The sequence below is a fragment of the Sorangium sp. So ce119 genome (genome assembly GCF_051524405.1).
In the GTDB taxonomy this organism is placed as follows: Bacteria; Myxococcota_A; Polyangia; order Polyangiales; family Polyangiaceae; genus Sorangium; species Sorangium cellulosum_G.
Genome location: NZ_CP150310.1, coordinates 497,957 through 514,757 on the forward strand (window position 1 = coordinate 497,957; position 16,801 = coordinate 514,757).

Genomic DNA, 16,801 nt, shown 5'->3' on the forward strand with positions numbered 1-16,801 from the left:
CGAAATCCGAGGCACGCTCGGGCCGCGATCGCAAGGCCGCGCCGGGAGGAGGAGGCATATGAAAGCGCACGTCGCAACGTGGCTCGCCGCGCTCGCCGCCGCGGCCATCGCCGGATGTGATGAAGGCGAGGAGTGGTTTCCAGACGATGACCGGCCTGGCAGCTCCGGGGCCGCGGGAGGCTTCTCGACGGGGGGCTTCTCGACGGGGGGCTTCGACGGAACGGGCGGAAGCGGGTTCGTGGACAACCTGCCCCCCGACGTGTCTCCGGTGCCGCCGCCCCCCATCAGCGGCGGTACGCTCCTCGTGACCGCCGACAAGGCGCTCGCCGTCGCCGCGGATCCGGATCGCGACAGGGTATCCATCGTCGACCTCGTCACCGGCGAGGCGGTCCCCGACCTCGCCCTGCAAGCAGGCGACGAGCCCGGGCGCGTGATCGAGGGGGCGCCCGGCTCCGCGCACGTGGCGCTCCGCCGCGGCGGCGCGGTGGTCACGATCGATCTCGAGACCCGGGAGATGCGCCGCAGGCCCGTCTGTCCGGCGCCGCGCGGGCTGGCGTACGACACGAAGACGGAGCTGCTCCACGTGGCGTGCGCGGGCGGAGAGCTCGTCTCGCTCTCCTCCGATCTCGAGGCCCCGCCCGTGCGCGCGCTGCGCCTCGACCGCGACCTGCGCGACGTCGTCGTCGAGGGTGACTCGCTGCTCGTGAGCCGGTTCCGGTCGCCCGAGCTCCTGGTCGTCTCGAAGGACGGCGCGGTGGTCGAGCGCGTGAAGCCGCCGGCGTACGTGCAGCCCAGGATGGCGCGCGTGTTCGAGCCGGCGGTGGCGTGGAGGATGGTCCCGCTGCCCAAGGGCGGCGTGGCGATGGTGCACCAGCGCGGCCTTGTCGATCCCATCGACATCGAGGACGCGCCGCAGAACAGCTACTCGGGGTTCGACTGCAGCACGGTCGTGATGCAGCCGGCGGTGACCATGCTGCGCCCGCTGCCCAGCGAGGCCAACCCGGCGCCCGCGCCGCCCGCGGCCGGCGTGGGCGGCCTCGCGTTCGGCGTGCTCCCGGTCGACATGGCGATCTCGCCGGACGGCTTCCGCGGGGCGATCTTGATGGCGGGCAGCCGCGCGGTGCTCGAGACGCCGCTCGACGTGCTCGAGAAGACGGATGCGCTCGACTGCATATCCCTCGCCGGCCAGCGCATCGTCTCGGTGCCAGGGGAGCCGATCGCGGTTGGCTACGACGAGGCGAGCAACCTGCTCGTGCAGCTCCGGGAGCCGCCGAGCGTCGTGCGCCTCTCGGCCCTGACCGGCGAGCTCGCCGCGACGTTCCTGCTCCCCGGCGAGAGCCGCGTCGACACGGGCCACGCGCTGTTTCACGGCGACGGCGCCGGGCAGATGAGCCTTGCGTGCGCGTCGTGCCACCCCGAGGGGCTGGACGACGGCCGGGTGTGGTCCTTCAATCCGATCGGCGTGCGGCGGACGCAGTCGCTCGCGGGCGGCGTCACCGCGACGGCGCCGCTGCACTGGGACGGCGACATGACCGATTTCGGCACCATCATGAGCGAGGTGTTCGAGCAGCGGATGGGCGGCCAGCCGCAGGGCGACGCGCGCGTCGCGGCGTTCGCGTCGTGGCTCGACACGATCAAGCCCGTGCCCCTGTCCGAGCCGGCGGACGAGGACGCCGTCCGGCGCGGCGAGGCGCTCTTCAACGACCAGGAGGTGGCCTGCGCGTCGTGCCACGCGGGCGAGAAGCTCACGGACAACCGGACGGTCGATGTGGGCACGGGCAAGGCCTTCCAGGTGCCCTCGCTGCGCGGGCTCGCCGCGCGCGCCCCGTACATGCACGACGGCTGCGCCGCGACCCTCCACGACCGCTTCGGGCCGTGCGGCGGAGGGGACAAGCACGGCGTCACCTCGACGCTCTCACCGGCCCAGATCGACGATCTCGTCGCCTACCTCGAGACGCTCTGACGCGGAGCCGCCCGGCGCGCCGGGGTTCGCCACTCTGGCGCGCGCGCGTGGCCTGATGTCGATTTGACACGCGCCCGCGTGTCTCCGCCCGCGCCATCCGGCGTATTTCGCGGCGTTCGCGCGGTCCTCTCGGTGGCACCTGCCTTGCCAGTGCCGATGCGAAGGAGGTCCCGCCCATGCTCGTCCACGCCGCTCACGTCCCCGCCCGGTCCACGAATCCAGCGCCGCTGCCGCCCGGCGTGAGGCCCGCGCTCGGGCCCGGGCCGTCCCACGGCGCGGCCGGGACGGCGCCGGGCGGCGGACCGCGGGCGGCGATCGACGAGCTCCTCCGCGGCCTTGTCGAAATGACACCGGAGCTCTTCGGCCGCGCGCTCCGGCTCTCCCGATCGCCCGCGACGGCGGAGGACCTCGTGCAGGACACCGTGGAGCGCGCGATCCGGTTCGCGTCCAACTACGAGCCTGGGACCAACCTGCGGGCGTGGGTGCATCAGATCCTCTTCAGCGTCTTCATCACCCGTTGCCGGCGCAGCCGCCGCGAGCGCAACGCCCTCGACGTGCTCGCGACCGACCCTTGCGCGTGGACCGCGCCCGAGCGCCGCGCGGAGATGCACGCCCTCTCGCCCGGCGTGCGCCGCGCGCTCGCGACGCTCCCGCCGAGCTTCCGCGACACCGTGGTGCTCGTGGACCTCGAGGAGATGTCTTACAAGGACGCGGCGACCCAGCTCGGCGTCCCGGTCGGCACGGTCATGAGCCGCCTGCACCGCGGCCGGAAGCTGCTCGCCGAGGCGCTCCGGGGCGAGGCCGCGCCCGATTCGAAGCTGGACGTGAAGCTGGACGTGAAGCTGGACGTGACGACGAGCGCGGACGCGAGCGACGTGAACACGGGTGTGAGCGACGTGCAGGCCGCCGCATGAGCCGTCGCGGCCGCTTGCCGCGCTGATCGGCGACCCCTACCATCGGCGTGCCACCGAGGAAGCGTTCCTCGCCAGGAGGCACCATGGCCACGCCCGCGAAAGAGCCCCACGTCGTGATCGTCGGCGGAGGATTCGGCGGCCTGAACGCGGCAAAGGCGCTCCGCGACGCGCCCGTCCGGGTCACGCTCGTCGACAGGACGAATCACCACCTGTTCCAGCCGCTGCTCTACCAGGTCGCGACCGCGAGCCTCTCGCCGGCCGACATCGCCGTTCCGATCCGGTCGGTCCTGTCGCGCCAGCGCAACGTCCGCGTCCTGCTCGGCGAGGTGACGCGCGTGGACCTCGCCGGCCGGCGCATCACCGTCGACGACGACACGCTCGACTACGACTACCTGATCCTCGCCGTCGGCGCGGCGAACAACTACTTTGGCCACGAGGAGTGGGCCCGGTTCGCGCCCGCGCTCAAGAACCTCGACGAGGCGCTCACCATCCGCGAGCGCATGCTGCTCGCCTTCGAGGCCGCCGAGCGCGAGCAGGACCCCGCCGTGCGCCGGCGGCTGCTCACGTTCGTCGTCATCGGCGGCGGCGCGACAGGCGTCGAGATGGCCGGCGCCTTCGCCGAGCTCGCGCGCTACATCCTCGCGCGCGACTTCCGCGCCCTCGACCCGTCGCTCTCGCGGGTGCTGCTCGTCGAGATCGGCCAGCGCATCCTCCAGGCCTTCCCCGAGCGCCTCTCGACGAGCGCCGAGGAGCAGCTCACGTCGCTCGGCGTCGAGGTCATCAAGGGCCGCCGCTTCCGGACCATCGACGAGCAGGGCGTCGAGTTCGAGGACGGCGAGCGCCTCCCCGCCGCGACGATCATCTGGGCCGCCGGCGTCCGCGGCACCCCGCTCGCGCACGCGCTCGGGGTCGAGCTCGACCGCATCGGCCGCGTGAAGGTCGAGCCGGACTGCTCGCTGCCCGGGCACCCGACCGCCTTCGCCATCGGCGACATGGCCATGCTCCGCGACCGCAACGGCGTCGACGTGCCCGGCCTCAGCCCCGCCGCCATCCAGGAGGGGCGCTTCGTCGCGCGCTGCATCCTCGGCGACCTCGCGGGCCGCCCGCGCGGGCAGTTCGCCTACCGCGACAAGGGGACGATGGCGACCATCGGCCGCTCGCGCGCCATCGCGAAGGTCGGGCGCCTGCAGATGTCGGGCATGCTCGCGTGGCTCGCCTGGCTCGGCGTCCACGTGCTCTTCCTCATCGGCTTCAAGAACCGCTTCGCTGTAATGTTCGCGTGGATGTGGCAGTACATCACCTTCAAGCGCGGCGCCCGGCTCATCACGGGCCACACCACGCGGACCGCGCTCCCCGCCGCGGCGACCGCGGCCGCGCCGCCGGCGCCACGCCCGTCGGCCAGGAGCGCGGTGGTCGACGCCGTCTCTGGCGGCGCCTGAGCGCCCTCTTCCCTCGCTCGCTTGACGCGCGCCCTCCACCATGGCGGATACGCCTCCAGTGAAGGCACGCAAAGCCCAGCAATCCGCGCGATCTCTGGCCGCCGAGCCGCCGCCCCCGGCGAGCGGGCCGGCGCCCCCGGCGAGCGAGCCGGGCGGGGACGAACCCGCGTTCGACGAGGCCTCGGATCTCACGCCGGTCGTCGCCTCCAACCTGAAGCGGTTCCGCGCCGAGCGCGGCCTGTCGCTCGAGCGGCTGGCGAAGGCTTCGGGGGTGAGCCGGGCGATGCTCGGGCAGATCGAGCTGGGCCAGAGCACGCCGACGATCAACGTCCTCTGGAAGATCGCGCGCGCCCTCGGGGTCCCCTTCTCGGCGCTGATGAGCCAGGCGGCCTCGCCCGTGACGACGGTCATGCAGTCGGCGCACGCGCGCATCCTGCGCTCGAAGAACGGCGAGTTCTCTTCCCGGGCGCTCTTCCCGATGGACCGACCGCGCAACGTCGAGTTCTACGAGCTCCGCCTCGCGCCGCGCTCCGTGGAGCACGCCGACGCGCACGCCCCCGGCACCTCGGAGAACCTGATCGTCACGGAGGGCTCGGTGGAGATCACCGTGGCCGGCGAGCGGCGCGTCCTCGAGACCGGCGACGCCATCCTCTTCGAGGCCGACAGCCCGCACAGCTACCGCAACCTGGGCGGCGCCGAGGCCGTCATGTACCTCGTCATGACCTACGGCTCGCGCGGGTAGCCCCGCGCTGTCGCGGTCGGCCTGCCCGGTCCCGCTCTGCCTGCGCTGCTTTCTCTATTTCCGGATCCCAGCCGCTCGGTCTCCCTCCGGTATCCAAGACGTGTCCTCCGTTATACTGACAGATCTCCCTTGCGTCCTCCGCTTTAGCGTGAGATATGTCCGTTATAGCGGCGACGGCCCGCTGGACGTTGCAAGGAGACGGCGCGATGCGGATCACCTGGATCGGGGGGTTGGATCGCAATCAGGCCCAGCTAGAGCGGATGGCGCTGCAGGCGGGTCACCACCTGGAGTTTCACACGGGCAACACCGGGGGCCGCGGGGCGGCCGAGCTGCGGGCGGCCATCGAGCGGGCCGACCTCGTGATCGTGTTGACGGACGTGAACAGCCACGGCGGCGTGCTGCTCGCGAAGAAGCTCTGCCAGAAGCTGGGTCGCGCGGCCTTCATGGCGCGCCGCATCGGCGCCTCGCGCTTCCAGCAGCTGCTCGACGCGCTCGCGCAGCGGGAAGCGCGGTTCCTGGCCACGGGATGAGGGAGTGAGGACGATCGATGCGATGCTGGATGATGGTGCTCTGCTGCGTGCTCGCGCTGGCTGGGTGCTCGAAGGGCGAGGCGAGCAAGTCGGGGGCTGTGCAGCTCCTGAACGTCTCCTATGACCCCACGCGCGAGCTCTACGAGGAGGTGAACGCCGCCTTCGCGAAGCGCTGGAAGGAGCAGAGCGGGCAGGACGTCACCGTCAAGCAGTCGCACGGCGGCTCGGGCAAGCAGGCCCGCTCGGTGATCGACGGGCTCGAGGCGGACGTCGTCACGCTGGCGCTCGCTTACGACGTCGATGCTGTCGCGTCGGCCGGCTACATCAAGGACGGGTGGCAGGCGCGCCTCAAGGACAACAGCGCTCCTTACACATCGACCATCGTCTTCCTGGTGCGCAAGGGCAACCCGAAGGGCATCAAGGACTGGGACGATCTCGTGAAGGAGGGTGTGGCGGTCATCACGCCGAACCCGAAGACCTCGGGCGGGGCGCGGTGGAACTACCTCGCCGCGTGGGGCTACGAGCTGAAGCGCGCGGGCGGCGACGAGGCGAAAGCGAAGGAGTTCGTCGGCCGCCTCTTCAAGAACGTGCCGGTCCTCGACACCGGCGCGCGCGGCTCGACCACGACGTTCGTCGAGCGCCAGATCGGCGACGTGCTGATCGCGTGGGAGAACGAGGCCCTGCTCGCGCTGAAGCAGGGCGGCAAGGACAAGTTCGAGGTGGTCGTCCCGTCGATCAGCATCCTCGCCGAGCCGCCGGTCGCGGTGGTCGACAAGGTGGCCGACAAGCGCGGGACCAGGGCGGCTGCGGAGGCGTATCTCAACTTCCTCTACACGGAGGAGGGGCAGCGCATCGCGGTGAAGCACTTCTACCGCCCGCGCCATCCGGCGGTGCTCGCGGCGGCCGAGTCGGAGGGTGTCTTCCAGAAGGTCGCGCTCTTCTCGATTGACGAGATCTTCGGCGGATGGCAGAAAGCCCAGAAGACGCACTTCTCCGACGGCGGCGTCTTCGACCAGATCTACCAGGCCGGCAAGTAAAATTCCGTGGGTCTCCTGTGGCGGCGACAGAGCGTTCTGCCCGGCTTCGGGCTCGCGATGGGTATCACGGTAACGTACCTGTCGCTGCTCGTGCTCGTCCCGCTGTCGATGATCTTCCTCAAGACGGCGACGCTCAACCCCGGTGAGATCTGGGCTGTGGTGACGTCGCCGCGCGCCGTCGCCTCCCTGAAGATGAGCTTCTCCGCGTCGCTGATCGCGGCGGGGATCAACGCGATCTTCGGCGTCCTCGTGGCGTGGGTGCTCGTGCGCTACACCTTTCCGGGCAAGTCGATCGTCGACGCGCTGGTCGATCTGCCGTTCGCGCTCCCGACGGCGGTCGGCGGCATCGCGCTCACGGCCATCTACGCGCAGCAGGGGTGGGTGGGCCAGTTCCTCTACCCGCTCGGGATCCAGAGCGCGTTCAGCCGCCTCGGCGTGGTCATCGCGCTCACCTTCGTGGGTCTCCCGTTCGTGGTGCGGACGGTCCAGCCGGTGATGGAGGAGCTCGAGGTGGATCAGGAAGAGGCGGCGGCGTCGCTCGGCGCGGGCCGATTCGAGATCTTCCGTCGCGTCCTGCTCCCGTCGCTCTGGCCGTCGATCCTCACCGGGTTCGCGATGTCGTTCGCGCGGGCGTTCGGCGAGTACGGGTCGGTCGTGTTCATCTCCGGGAACATGCCGCTCAAGACGGAGATCACGCCGCTCGTCATCATGACCAAGCTCGAGCAGTACGACTATGCGGGGGCGACGGCGCTCGCGCTGGTGATGCTGCTCTGCTCCTTCGTCCTTCTCTTCGTGATCAACCGACTCCAGGCCTGGAGCGGCGCGCGCGTGTCGTCGCGGAGCCCGGTCGAGGCGCCGCGCCCGGCGCCCGCTGCCCCTGCCGGCGCCGGCGCGCCCGGGGTCGCGTCGTAATGGCGGGCGCGGCGGGCAAGCTGCGGGTGAGGTCGCGCGGCGCGGTGCGCGGCGCGACCTCCGAGCCGCCGCTGGTGCGCTGGGCGCTCACGGCGGTGGCGCTCGCGTTCCTCGGGTTCTTCCTCTTCCTGCCGGTCGTGGCGGTGTTCATCGAGGCCTTGAAGGACGGCCTGTCGGGGTACTGGCGGGCGATCACCGCGCCGGACGCCGTCGCCGCCATCGAGCTGACGCTCACGACGGCGCTCATCGCGGTGCCGCTCAACCTCGTCTTCGGCGTGGCCGCGGCCTGGGCGATCGCGCGCTTCGAGTTCACCGGCAAGAGCCTGCTGGTCACGCTCATCGACCTGCCGTTCGCGGTCTCGCCGGTGATCTCCGGCATGATCTTCGTCCTGCTCTTCGGGGCGCACGGGGTGATCGGCCCGTGGCTCATCGATCACGACGTCCGGGTGATCTTCGATCGTCCTGGCATCATCCTGGCGACGACGTTCGTGACGTTCCCCTTCGTCGCGCGCGAGCTCATCCCGTTCCTGGAGAGCCAGGGGGCGGACGAGGAGCACGCGGCGCTGTCGCTCGGCGCGAGCGGGTGGAGCATGTTCTTCCGCATCACCCTCCCCAACGCGAAGTGGGGCCTGCTCTACGGGGTGGTGCTCTGCAACGCGCGGGCGATGGGCGAGTTCGGCGCGGTGTCGGTCGTCTCGGGCCATATCCGGGGACAGACCAACACGATGCCGCTGCACGTCGAGGTGCTCTACAACGAATTCCACTTCTCGGCGGCGTTCGCCGTCGCCTCGTTGCTCGTGCTCCTCGCGCTCCTCACGCTCGTGGTGAAGCGCCTCATCGAGCACAGGGCGCAGCGAGAGACCGCCCCGGCGCTCGACCCGGCCGCGAAGGCCGGCGCGCAGTAACGCGGTCGTCGAGAGAGCGCCTCGCGGTTCGCGCTCGCCTCGTGCGCGGCGGGCGTGGAGAGGCGAGGGCGGCTGGAGGACCGGGGACGAGCGGGAGCGCCTGGGGCGCTGCGCTTCGCTGGAATCGCCTCTGCACGGCAGAGCGGAGGGGGCGCGGAGAACAGCAGATCTCGGCGCGTCGCCGCGACCGGCGCGCCCGTGTGCGCCCGACTTGCGATGGGTCCCCGGCGCTCCAGGTTGCAGGGAGGGGGGCGTCATGCGGTTTCTGGAAGCGATTGGGCGTGCGATCGGGGGAGTGCTGTCTCCCTTTGTCTGGCAGGGCAGCCTTCTCCGGAGAGCGCGGCTGGTCCACGCCGACGGCGTGGTCTACTGCGCGGGGGTGAAGGCGCTCGCGGTGGAGGGCGATGTCGGCGCGCTGGCGCAGCGGCTCGCGGGGCCGGCGCTCGTGCGGCTGTCGAGCGCGCTATGGCGGTGGCGGGGCGGAAAGCGGGAGAGCCGCCCGGATGTGCTGGGCATCGCGGTGCGGTTCCGGGCGAGCGAGGAGGCGACGCCGGTCGCGAGCGACCGTGATCAGGACCTGATCTTCCTGAGCGCGCGGCGCTTTGCGCTGCTTCCGATCGCGCTGTTCACGACGAAGACACGTGATTTCCTGGACAACGATTATTACGCGCAGCTGCCCTTCGACGTGGCCGATTTCGGTCGTGCGGAGTTCCGCATGGTGCCGCTGCGCGCGAAGACGGTGGAGGGCAATCGCCTGGACAGGCTGGAGCGCGCGGCGGCGTCGGGGCTCGCGCTGCTGCGGCTCGAGGTGAGGCGGGGGAGACGGGCGCGGTGGATGGCCGTGGCCGATATCGAGCTGTACGAGCCGGTGGACATCGACCAGAACGCGCTCCGCTTCGATCCGTTTCGCACGGGGCGGGGGATCGTGCCGCGCGGGCTGCTCCAGGCCACGCGGCTGGCGACCTACGCGGCCAGCTACCTCGGGCGGACGCTGGGGGCGCCGGGGACCCGGGGGCGAGCGCGGGGGACGCGGCGCGGCGGGCGCGAGCGGTAGGCGAGCGGGGGGCCTGGAGGTCGCGAGGAGGGATCCAGGACGCAGGGGCCGGCGGAGGGTGGAGGGGTGCGCACGCGACGTGCGCGCTCCTCCGCCGGGTCGAGGACGCGAGAAGGCGTGGTGGAGCGCTCCATGTCGAGGCGGCTCGGCTGCATAAATCGAGATGGAGGCGCCGAAAGCGTTGACAGCGGGGCCGGGATGAGGCATGACCTCGCGCCGCTTCGAACAGTCGGTGAGGTAGCCAAGTGGTTAGGCAACGGTTTGCAAAACCGTTATACGCGGGTTCGAATCCCGTCCTCACCTCCGCACGCACGACAGCCCAGCGCTGACGGAAACGCCGCCCCGTATCGAGCCGGCTGGGCCTCGTGGTCCTGGCATACGGCTCCGGGAGGCGAGGCTCGAACGAGGTAGAGCCGTTGCCGGAGCTCACCTCCTCGCGCTGTGGAGCCGCCGGGCGCGTTGGCAGCCATCGAGTCCGGCGCTGGACCGACGTCGCTATCGAGTCCTGGGCACCGCTGGACGGCTGACAGCGGGCGACGCCGAGCGGCTGTATCGCGCGAGCGCGACGCGGGAGCAGCCTTTGAGGGACAAGCCATCTCCCACCGCCGCGTCGGCTCGCCTCGCGCGCGAGAGACTCGCCTGGATTCGGGCGCGCGGGGCGGGACTCGTTGTCGCATGAGACGACCGGCGCGCGGGACCACCGTGGAGATCGATCGTGGTACCGTGGCGCGGCTGGATCACCGCACCCCGGGCGCCGCGGTGGCGCCGCGGGCTCCGGCGCGCTGAAGCATGGCCTCGGACCCCCCGCGAAAACCCCCCGCGCACCCCGAAGGGGCCGGCGCTCGACCCGCCCCGCTGGAACCCACGCTGCCGTACGACGCAGGGGCGGCGAGCTCCGACCCGACGCCGAGCGATCGCGCGCCGACACGGCTCTGGTCGCCCCGACACCCGGCGCCGCCCGCGCCCGCGCCCGCGCACCCGCCGCCCGGGTACGCTCCGCCGGCGCCGCCCGCGCCCGCGCCTGCGCACCCGCCGCCCGGGTACGCTCCGCCGGCGCCGCCCGCGCCCGCGCACCCGCCGCCCACGCCCGCGTACGCTCCGCCGGCGCCGCCCGCGCACCCGCCGCCGGCGCCGCCCGCGCCCGCGCACCCGCCGTCCGCGCCCGCGCGCCCGCCGTGGGCGCGCGGGATCGCCGCGCTCCGCGCCCTCCTCCAGCGAAAGCCCCGCAACCCGGGCCCCAGGCCGCCGCGACGCGCGCAGCTCCTCCTGTGGGGCAAGCGGCTCGCGATCGCCCTCGCGTGCCTCCTCGCGGCCGCGACGCTCGCCTTCTTCCTCGTCGTCCGCCACTACGAGCGCGACCTGCCGACCACGGCGGAGCTGAAGAATTACAACCCGCCGCAGGTGACGCGGTTCCTCGCGCGCGACGGTACCGTCATCGGCGAGCTCTTCGTCGAGCGTCGGACGCTCGTGCCCGTCACCGAGATCCCGCCGGTGATGAGCCTCGCGGCGCTCGCGGCCGAGGACGCCAGGTTCTACAAGCACGACGGGCTCAACTACCTCGGCATGCTCCGCGCCCTGATCGTCAACCTGCGCTCCGCCGAGGCGCGCCAGGGCGGCAGCACGATCACGCAGCAGGTCGTGAAGAACGTGCTGCTCACGCACGAGCGCACGCTGGACCGCAAGATGCGCGAGCTCCTCCTCGCCCGGCGGATCGAGCAGGAGCTCACGAAGGACCAGATCCTCGAGCTCTACCTGAACCACATCTACTTCGGCCATGGGCGCTACGGGGTCGAGGAGGCCGCGCGGTTCTACTTCGGCAAGAGCGTCCGCCAGGTGACGCTCGCCGAGGCGGCGCTCCTCGCGGGCATCGTGAAGGGGCCGTCCATCTACTCGCCGCGCGTGAGCAAGGAGCGCGCGGAGAAGCGCCGGGCCTTCGTGCTCGGCCAGATGCGCGAGAAGCGGTTCATGCCCGCGGCGCAGATCGACGCCGCCCTCGCGGAGCCGATCCGCCTCGCCCCCGAGCCGGAGCACTCGGACGAGCTCGCGCCGGAGGTCGTCGCCGAGGCCGAGCGCGCGCTGCGGCAGGCCGTGGGGCCCGAGGCCCGGTACGGCGGCTACACCGTCGTGACCTCGATCGACCCGAAGATGCAGGCCGCGGCGCGCGCGGCGGTGCGCCAGAACCTCGACGCGTACGCCGCGCGGCACGGCGTCGCGGCGCCGTTTACCAGGGCCAAGGGGGACCCGGCGCCGTTCCAGGGCGAGCCCAGGGACCCGAACCGCGCCTACCTCGGCGCGGTGACCGGCGCCGACGACGGCCGCGGGACGCTGGCGATCCGCGTGGGCACCGTCCAGGGGACCGTCGACCTGCGCAAGGAGCGCCGGTACAACCCGCGCGGGCTCCCGCCGAGCCGCTTCGCCGAGATCGGCAAGGTGCTGCGCGTGCGCTTCGCCGGCGACCCCGACGCCGGCAAGCTCCGGCTGGACCTCGGCCCGCAGGGCGCGCTCGTCGCGATCGACGCGCGCACGCGCGAGATCCTCGCGCTCGTCGGCGGCTACGACGGCGCGCGCGGCGGGCTCGATCGGGCGAGCCACGCGCACCGCCAGCCGGGGTCGACGTTCAAGGCGCTCGTCTACGGCTACGGCATCCACGCGCGGAAGCTCACGGCCGCGTCGATCCTCGAGACGAACCCCGCGGCGCTCGACGGCTACCAGCCGGGCAACTACGACGAGAGCGAGGGGCAGAGCCCGAAGCGCCTGCGCGAGGCGCTCGCGCACAGCGTGAACGTCGCCGCGGTGGCGGCGCTCCGGGAGGTCGGCCCCGAGGCCGTCGTCGCGTGGGCGCGCGAGCTCGGGATCGCCTCGAAGCTCGGCGCCGACCTGTCGCTCGCGCTCGGCTCGTACGAGGTGACCCCGCGCGAGATGGCGGCCGCGTACGCGACGTTCGCGGCGGGCGGCGCGTACCAGGAGCCCGTCGTCGTGACGAAGATCACGGGGCCGCGCGGCGAGGCGCTGCCGCTGCCCGCGCGGCCGCCGCCGCGCCCGGTGATGACCGCGGCCGAGGCGTACATCACGACGGACCTGCTCACCTCGGTCGTCAAGGTCGGCACCGCGAAGCAGGCGCTCTCGCTGCGCCGGCCGATCGCGGGCAAGACCGGCACGACGAACCACGCCAGGGACGCGTGGTTCGTCGGCTACTCGACCGACATCGCGTGCGCCGTGTGGACCGGCTTCGACGACGCCGCGCCCCTCGGCGCGCGCGAGGTGGGCAGCAGCGCCGCCCTGCCAGCCTTCGTCGCGTTCATGGAGAAGGCGCACGCGGGGCGGCCCGCGACCGATTTCCCGGAGCCGCTCGGGATCGTGCGCCTCGAGATCGACCCCGAGACCGGCATGATCGCGATGCCCGGCCAGGAAAACGCGGTCCAGGAGGTGTTCCTCGAGGGCACCGAGCCGACCGGCGTCGCGATCCCGGACCCGGCCGCCATCGGACAGGGGATCCTGGACCTGTTCAAGACGACGCAGTAGGCCCGACGCGCCGGTCACGCCAGGTCACGCGACGTCCTCGCGGCTCATCCGGAGCAGCCACAGCGGCGCGAGCGCCTGCGACAGGCTCCGCACCAGCGCCGCCTCGGCGTACCCCATGACGTAGTCCTCGATCTCGATCGGCGCGGCCTTGCCCGGCCGGCGCGGCGGGTCGAACCGGATCCGCCGCACCACGGGCAGGAGCTCCGCCGGGTTCGGCGGCAGCGCGCGCCCGCGCCGCGCCGCCTCGTCGAACGCCGCCTGCCGCTCGAGGTGGTCGCGGACCGCGGCCGCGGGCGAGAGGCCCGGCAGCGCCGGCAGCACGCGCACCCGCACCACCTCGGGGCCGCGCGCGAGCGACGTCCAGACGTGCGCGCCCGTCTCGAGCTCGAAGAAGTCCCGCACGCACAGCCCGACGACGCTCAGCACGAGCAGCTCCGGGCCGCTCGCGAGCGCCGCGTCGAGCCCCGCCGTCCCGCGGCCGTGCTCGACCGCGCGCGCGTGGGCGTGCACGGGGGGATCGCCCTCCGGCGCGCGGCCGGAGCGCGCGCCCGCCCACCCCTCGACCTCGCCGCCCGCCTCGCCGTACGCGCGCGCGAGCGCCTCGAAGAGCCCCTCTTCCGCCGCGTCGCGCGCGCCGGCGGGGCCCCCGGCCGGGGCCTCCGTGAAGCTCGCGGCGCGGAGCAGCTCGATCAGCACCGCGTGCTGGCCCGGCTCGTCCACCTTGCGGAGCGCGCGCCGCAGCGCGTGGCCCTCGGCGATGCACTCGAGCACCTCCTGCTTCGCCAGCCGCGGCAGCGGGCGCGCCTGCTGGCCCCGGTGGAACAGGCGCACGCGGTGGCGGCTCCACTCGTCGGCCACGACCACGTGCCGGAACCGCTGCATCTCCAGGTCGAGGTGCCGCTGCTCGCCGTCGTCGTCGCCGCTCCGCCGCCGGGCGAGCTCGATCCGCTCGCGGAACGCCCGGATCGCCCCGCGCATCGCGTCGAGGTTGTAGACCGCCTCCGCGTGCTCGTGCGCCTCGGGCCCCGCCGCGGCGGTGCGGCTGTGCTCCTCGAGGTGGTAGCGGATCCGCTCCGAGAGGCGCGCGAGGTCGTCGCTCCGCTCGAGCGCGTCGACGAACTCGAGCAGGGGCGAGAGCTCCGCCACGAGCGCGTCGAGCGGCCGCTCCACGAGGGGCGCGAGCGCCCACGCCGCGGCCGCGGGCTCGGCCTCCACGAGCGCCTCGCGGTGTAGCACGAAGGGACCGGGAGCGGGGGAAGGGGAGGGCGGCGCAGGCGAGGCGGCCGACGCGGCGCCGTCCTCGGCGGGGGCGCCGCGCGTGTGGATGCGCAGGAGCTGCATCGCGGCGGGCGCGCCGCCGGCGAGCGCGTCGCTCAGCAGCGAGCCGATCTCGTCCTCGACGAACCGCTTCACCGAGCGGGCGCCGTCCTCGGCGACGAACGCCTCGCGCGCGATCCGCTCGGCCACGCCGGCGCCCCGGCGCACGAAGACGCTCCGCTCCGTGAGCCCGCGACGGCAGAGCAGCTTGTCGAGCTCCTTCTCGGCCACTCGCACCGCGACCTCGGGCGTCAGCGGCCGGAACGGCACGACCCGATCGATCCGGTTGAACAGCTCGGGCGGGAAGAACTCGCGCACGGCCCGCGCGACCTCCTGGGCCGCCTCCTCCGCCATCGCGAGCGCGCGCGCCTCGGGCAGCCCCGCGCCGCCGAAGCCGAGCAAGGGCCGCGCCCTCGCGCCCAGGTTCGAGGTCATCACCACCACGGCGTGGTTGAAGTGCGCGGGCCGCGCCGCCGCGTCGGTGAGCCGGCCGTCCTCGAAGAGCTGGAGCAGCAGGCTGTGCACCGACGGGTGCGCCTTCTCGATCTCGTCGAGCAGCACGAGCGAGAACGGCTGCTCCCGCGCCCGTTGCGTCAGGATCCCGTCGGGCGCGTAGCGGTCTCCGATGAGCCGCGCCGGCGCGTCGGGGCCGCTGTGCTCGCTCATGTCGAGGCGCAGGAGGCGCGACGCGCCGCCGTAGATGAGCTCCGCCATGCACCTGGCGAGCTCGGTCTTGCCGGTCCCCGTCGGCCCGGTGAACAGGTACACCCCGTACGGGCGCCGCGGGTCCACGAGCCCCGCCTTGATGCGCGCCACGAGGTCCGCCGCGGCGCGCACGGCCTCCGGCTGGCCGATGACCCGCCGGCCGATCTCCTCCTCGAGCGCGCCGGCGTCGAGCGGCTCGTCGCCGCCGAGCAGCAGCCCCGGCACGCCGGTCTTCTGCGACAGCAGCCGGAGCACGTCGTGCGAGCCGACCGGCCGCGGCCCGCGCGCCGCGGCCTGCTCCGCGGCGGGCGCGGGCCTCCCGGCCGCGCGGACGACCTCGCGCAGGAGGTCCATGGCCTTGCCCGGGAGCGCCTGCGCCGACAGCAGCGAGCCGCCGAGGTCGAGGATGGTCCGCAGCGCGTACGGGCTCACGCGGGCGGCGTGGCGCTGCTCGAGGGCGCGGACCTCGCGCACCATGAGGCGGAAGGTCTCGGAGGGCGTCGCCTCGGGGAGGAACAGCGGCGTGAACAGGGCCGCGAACGACGGCGCCTCCTGCTCGAGCAGGCGGAACGCCTCGGGCGAGCACTCGCCGACCATCACGATCTCGCGGCGGGAGAGCGGGCCGCGGAAGAAGTCGGCGAGCGAGCGCTCGCTCTCGCGCGACCGCCCGATCCGGCCGAAGTGGTGGAGGTCGTCGACCACGAGGATCGCGCCCCGGCCGCGCGCGTCCTCGACCAGCTCGACGCAGCGCTTCTCCCAGTCGCCGAGGTGGCTCATCCCGGCGATGATCCTGCGGCCGCTCACGGCGACGACGTCGCGCGCGCGGTCGAGGTTCCGGTGCGCGGCGTACCCGTCGGCCTCGAGGAGGTCGAGCACCGCCCGGTGGATCAGCGTCGTCTTGCCGCACCCGGGCGGGCCGACGACGAGGACGGGCTGGGCCCTGCCGGCGCCGAGCAGCAGCGCGAGCTGCTCGCGCTGCGGCGAGCGCGGCGCGCCCCCGTCGAGGTCGCCCTGGGCCGCGCGCTGCGTGAGGCTCACGCCGAGGCCCGGCAGCACCTTGAGGCCGCGGCGCTTCTTCCAGCGGAACGCCGGGTCGGCGCCGGTGTCGTCGTCGCCCGGCCGATCGGGCAGGTCCGCGAGCGCCGAGCGCGGGGCGCACGAGAACGACAGCGTCGTGAGGCGCTCCTTGCCGCGGCTCCAGAGCGCCGCGATCTCGTCGTCGTCGAGCGCGGCCCACGCGACCTGGAACAGGGCGCGGAGCTGCTCGTCCAGCGGGAGGTCGTCGCGGATCGGCGCCGCGTCGCCCTGCCGGGCGGGGTGGTAGGCGAAGACGATGCGCTCGTGCTCGGAGGCCCAGCGCGGCTCGAGCACGACGGGGCAGAGCCCGCTCACCTTGCGGCGATCGGCGAGGCCGGCGCCGGACAGCGTGAGCTCGAGGCGCACCTTCTCGAGCCGGATGCCGCGCGGCACCTCGAAGCGCGCGAGCTGCGCGGCGCGGGTCTTCTCGAAGATCGGCCTGAGCTCCTCGATGAGCAGGCGCCGCACGCGCTCCGGGTGCCGCCCCTCGCGCGAGCGCGTGCTCGGGCCGAGGCCGAGCGTCACGCACGCGACGTTCGCTGTCCTCCGCTCGAAGAGCGGGATCGTGAAGTGCACGGCGGCGAGTGTAGTGGAGATCCCGGCGGCCCCCGCGCGCTCTCTCCGCTGCGGCTCGATTTCTCGGGCGATCCGCGCCGCGGCGACCCGGATCGCCCGGCCGCGCGG

General features: G+C 73.3%; 11 protein-coding genes and 1 tRNA gene. 11 read left to right on the forward strand and 1 reads right to left on the reverse strand.

Features of this window, described 5'->3' with window-relative positions; all coding sequences use genetic code 11:
* Positions 1-58 precede the first annotated feature (58 nt).
* From WME76_RS01950 to WME76_RS02000, 11 genes are all read left to right on the forward strand, one after another.
* Complete coding sequence (locus tag WME76_RS01950; RefSeq protein WP_437958528.1) at positions 59-1,963, forward strand: c-type cytochrome; 1,905 nt, start codon at positions 59-61, stop codon at positions 1,961-1,963.
* Between the two features lie 176 nt (positions 1,964-2,139).
* Positions 2,140-2,877, forward strand: a complete 738-nt coding sequence (locus tag WME76_RS01955; protein WP_437958529.1) for an RNA polymerase sigma factor — start codon at positions 2,140-2,142, stop codon at positions 2,875-2,877.
* An 83-nt stretch (positions 2,878-2,960) separates the two neighbouring features.
* Entirely contained in the window at positions 2,961-4,316 is a 1,356-nt protein-coding gene (locus WME76_RS01960; protein ID WP_437958530.1) for an NAD(P)/FAD-dependent oxidoreductase, read from the forward strand.
* 58 nt (positions 4,317-4,374) lie between these two features.
* Positions 4,375-5,058: a helix-turn-helix domain-containing protein gene (locus WME76_RS01965; RefSeq protein WP_437958531.1), complete on the forward strand. Its 684-nt coding sequence runs from the start codon at positions 4,375-4,377 to the stop codon at positions 5,056-5,058.
* Positions 5,059-5,264: 206 nt separating this feature from the next.
* The gene (locus WME76_RS01970; RefSeq protein WP_061607824.1) at positions 5,265-5,588 is read left to right on the forward strand and encodes a DUF2325 domain-containing protein; all 324 of its coding nucleotides are present in this window, start codon (positions 5,265-5,267) and stop codon (positions 5,586-5,588) included.
* 17 nt (positions 5,589-5,605) lie between these two features.
* Positions 5,606-6,625 (forward strand): sulfate ABC transporter substrate-binding protein, encoded by a 1,020-nt coding sequence (locus tag WME76_RS01975; protein WP_437958532.1) that lies wholly within the window; start codon positions 5,606-5,608, stop codon positions 6,623-6,625.
* 6 nt (positions 6,626-6,631) lie between these two features.
* Positions 6,632-7,537, forward strand: a complete 906-nt coding sequence (gene cysT / locus WME76_RS01980; protein WP_437958533.1) for a sulfate ABC transporter permease subunit CysT — start codon at positions 6,632-6,634, stop codon at positions 7,535-7,537.
* A complete protein-coding gene (gene cysW, locus WME76_RS01985; RefSeq protein WP_437958534.1) occupies positions 7,537-8,442 on the forward strand; it encodes a sulfate ABC transporter permease subunit CysW in 906 nt (301 codons plus the stop codon). The genes cysT and cysW overlap by 1 nt, the downstream gene beginning before the upstream one ends.
* A 295-nt stretch (positions 8,443-8,737) precedes the next feature.
* Positions 8,738-9,496 carry a hypothetical protein gene (locus tag WME76_RS01990; RefSeq protein ID WP_437958535.1) on the forward strand — a complete coding sequence of 253 codons (759 nt, stop codon included), beginning with the start codon at positions 8,738-8,740 and terminating at the stop codon, positions 9,494-9,496.
* Positions 9,497-9,727: 231 nt separating this feature from the next.
* Positions 9,728-9,799, forward strand: a tRNA-Cys gene (locus WME76_RS01995).
* 486 nt (positions 9,800-10,285) lie between these two features.
* Positions 10,286-13,018, forward strand: a complete 2,733-nt coding sequence (locus WME76_RS02000; RefSeq protein ID WP_437958536.1) for a penicillin-binding protein 1A — start codon at positions 10,286-10,288, stop codon at positions 13,016-13,018.
* Positions 13,019-13,042: 24 nt separating this feature from the next.
* On the opposite strand, the gene WME76_RS02005 is transcribed toward WME76_RS02000, so the two are convergent.
* A complete protein-coding gene (locus WME76_RS02005) occupies positions 13,043-16,693 on the reverse strand; it encodes an AAA family ATPase (protein WP_437958537.1) in 3,651 nt (1,216 codons plus the stop codon).
* Between the last annotated feature and the right edge of the window lie 108 nt (positions 16,694-16,801).

What these genes read in the sequence shown, in the direction of transcription:
- cysW (WP_437958534.1), top strand. Translation starts at nt 7,537, where the DNA reads ATGGCGGGCGCGGCGGGCAAGCTGCGGGTGAGGTCGCGCGGCGCGGTG.
- WME76_RS01960 (WP_437958530.1), top strand. Translation starts at nt 2,961, where the DNA reads ATGGCCACGCCCGCGAAAGAGCCCCACGTCGTGATCGTCGGCGGAGGA.
- WME76_RS01975 (WP_437958532.1), top strand. Translation starts at nt 5,606, where the DNA reads ATGCGATGCTGGATGATGGTGCTCTGCTGCGTGCTCGCGCTGGCTGGG.
- WME76_RS01950 (WP_437958528.1), top strand. Translation starts at nt 59, where the DNA reads ATGAAAGCGCACGTCGCAACGTGGCTCGCCGCGCTCGCCGCCGCGGCC.
- WME76_RS01970 (WP_061607824.1), top strand. Translation starts at nt 5,265, where the DNA reads ATGCGGATCACCTGGATCGGGGGGTTGGATCGCAATCAGGCCCAGCTA.
- WME76_RS02000 (WP_437958536.1), top strand. Translation starts at nt 10,286, where the DNA reads ATGGCCTCGGACCCCCCGCGAAAACCCCCCGCGCACCCCGAAGGGGCC.
- WME76_RS01955 (WP_437958529.1), top strand. Translation starts at nt 2,140, where the DNA reads ATGCTCGTCCACGCCGCTCACGTCCCCGCCCGGTCCACGAATCCAGCG.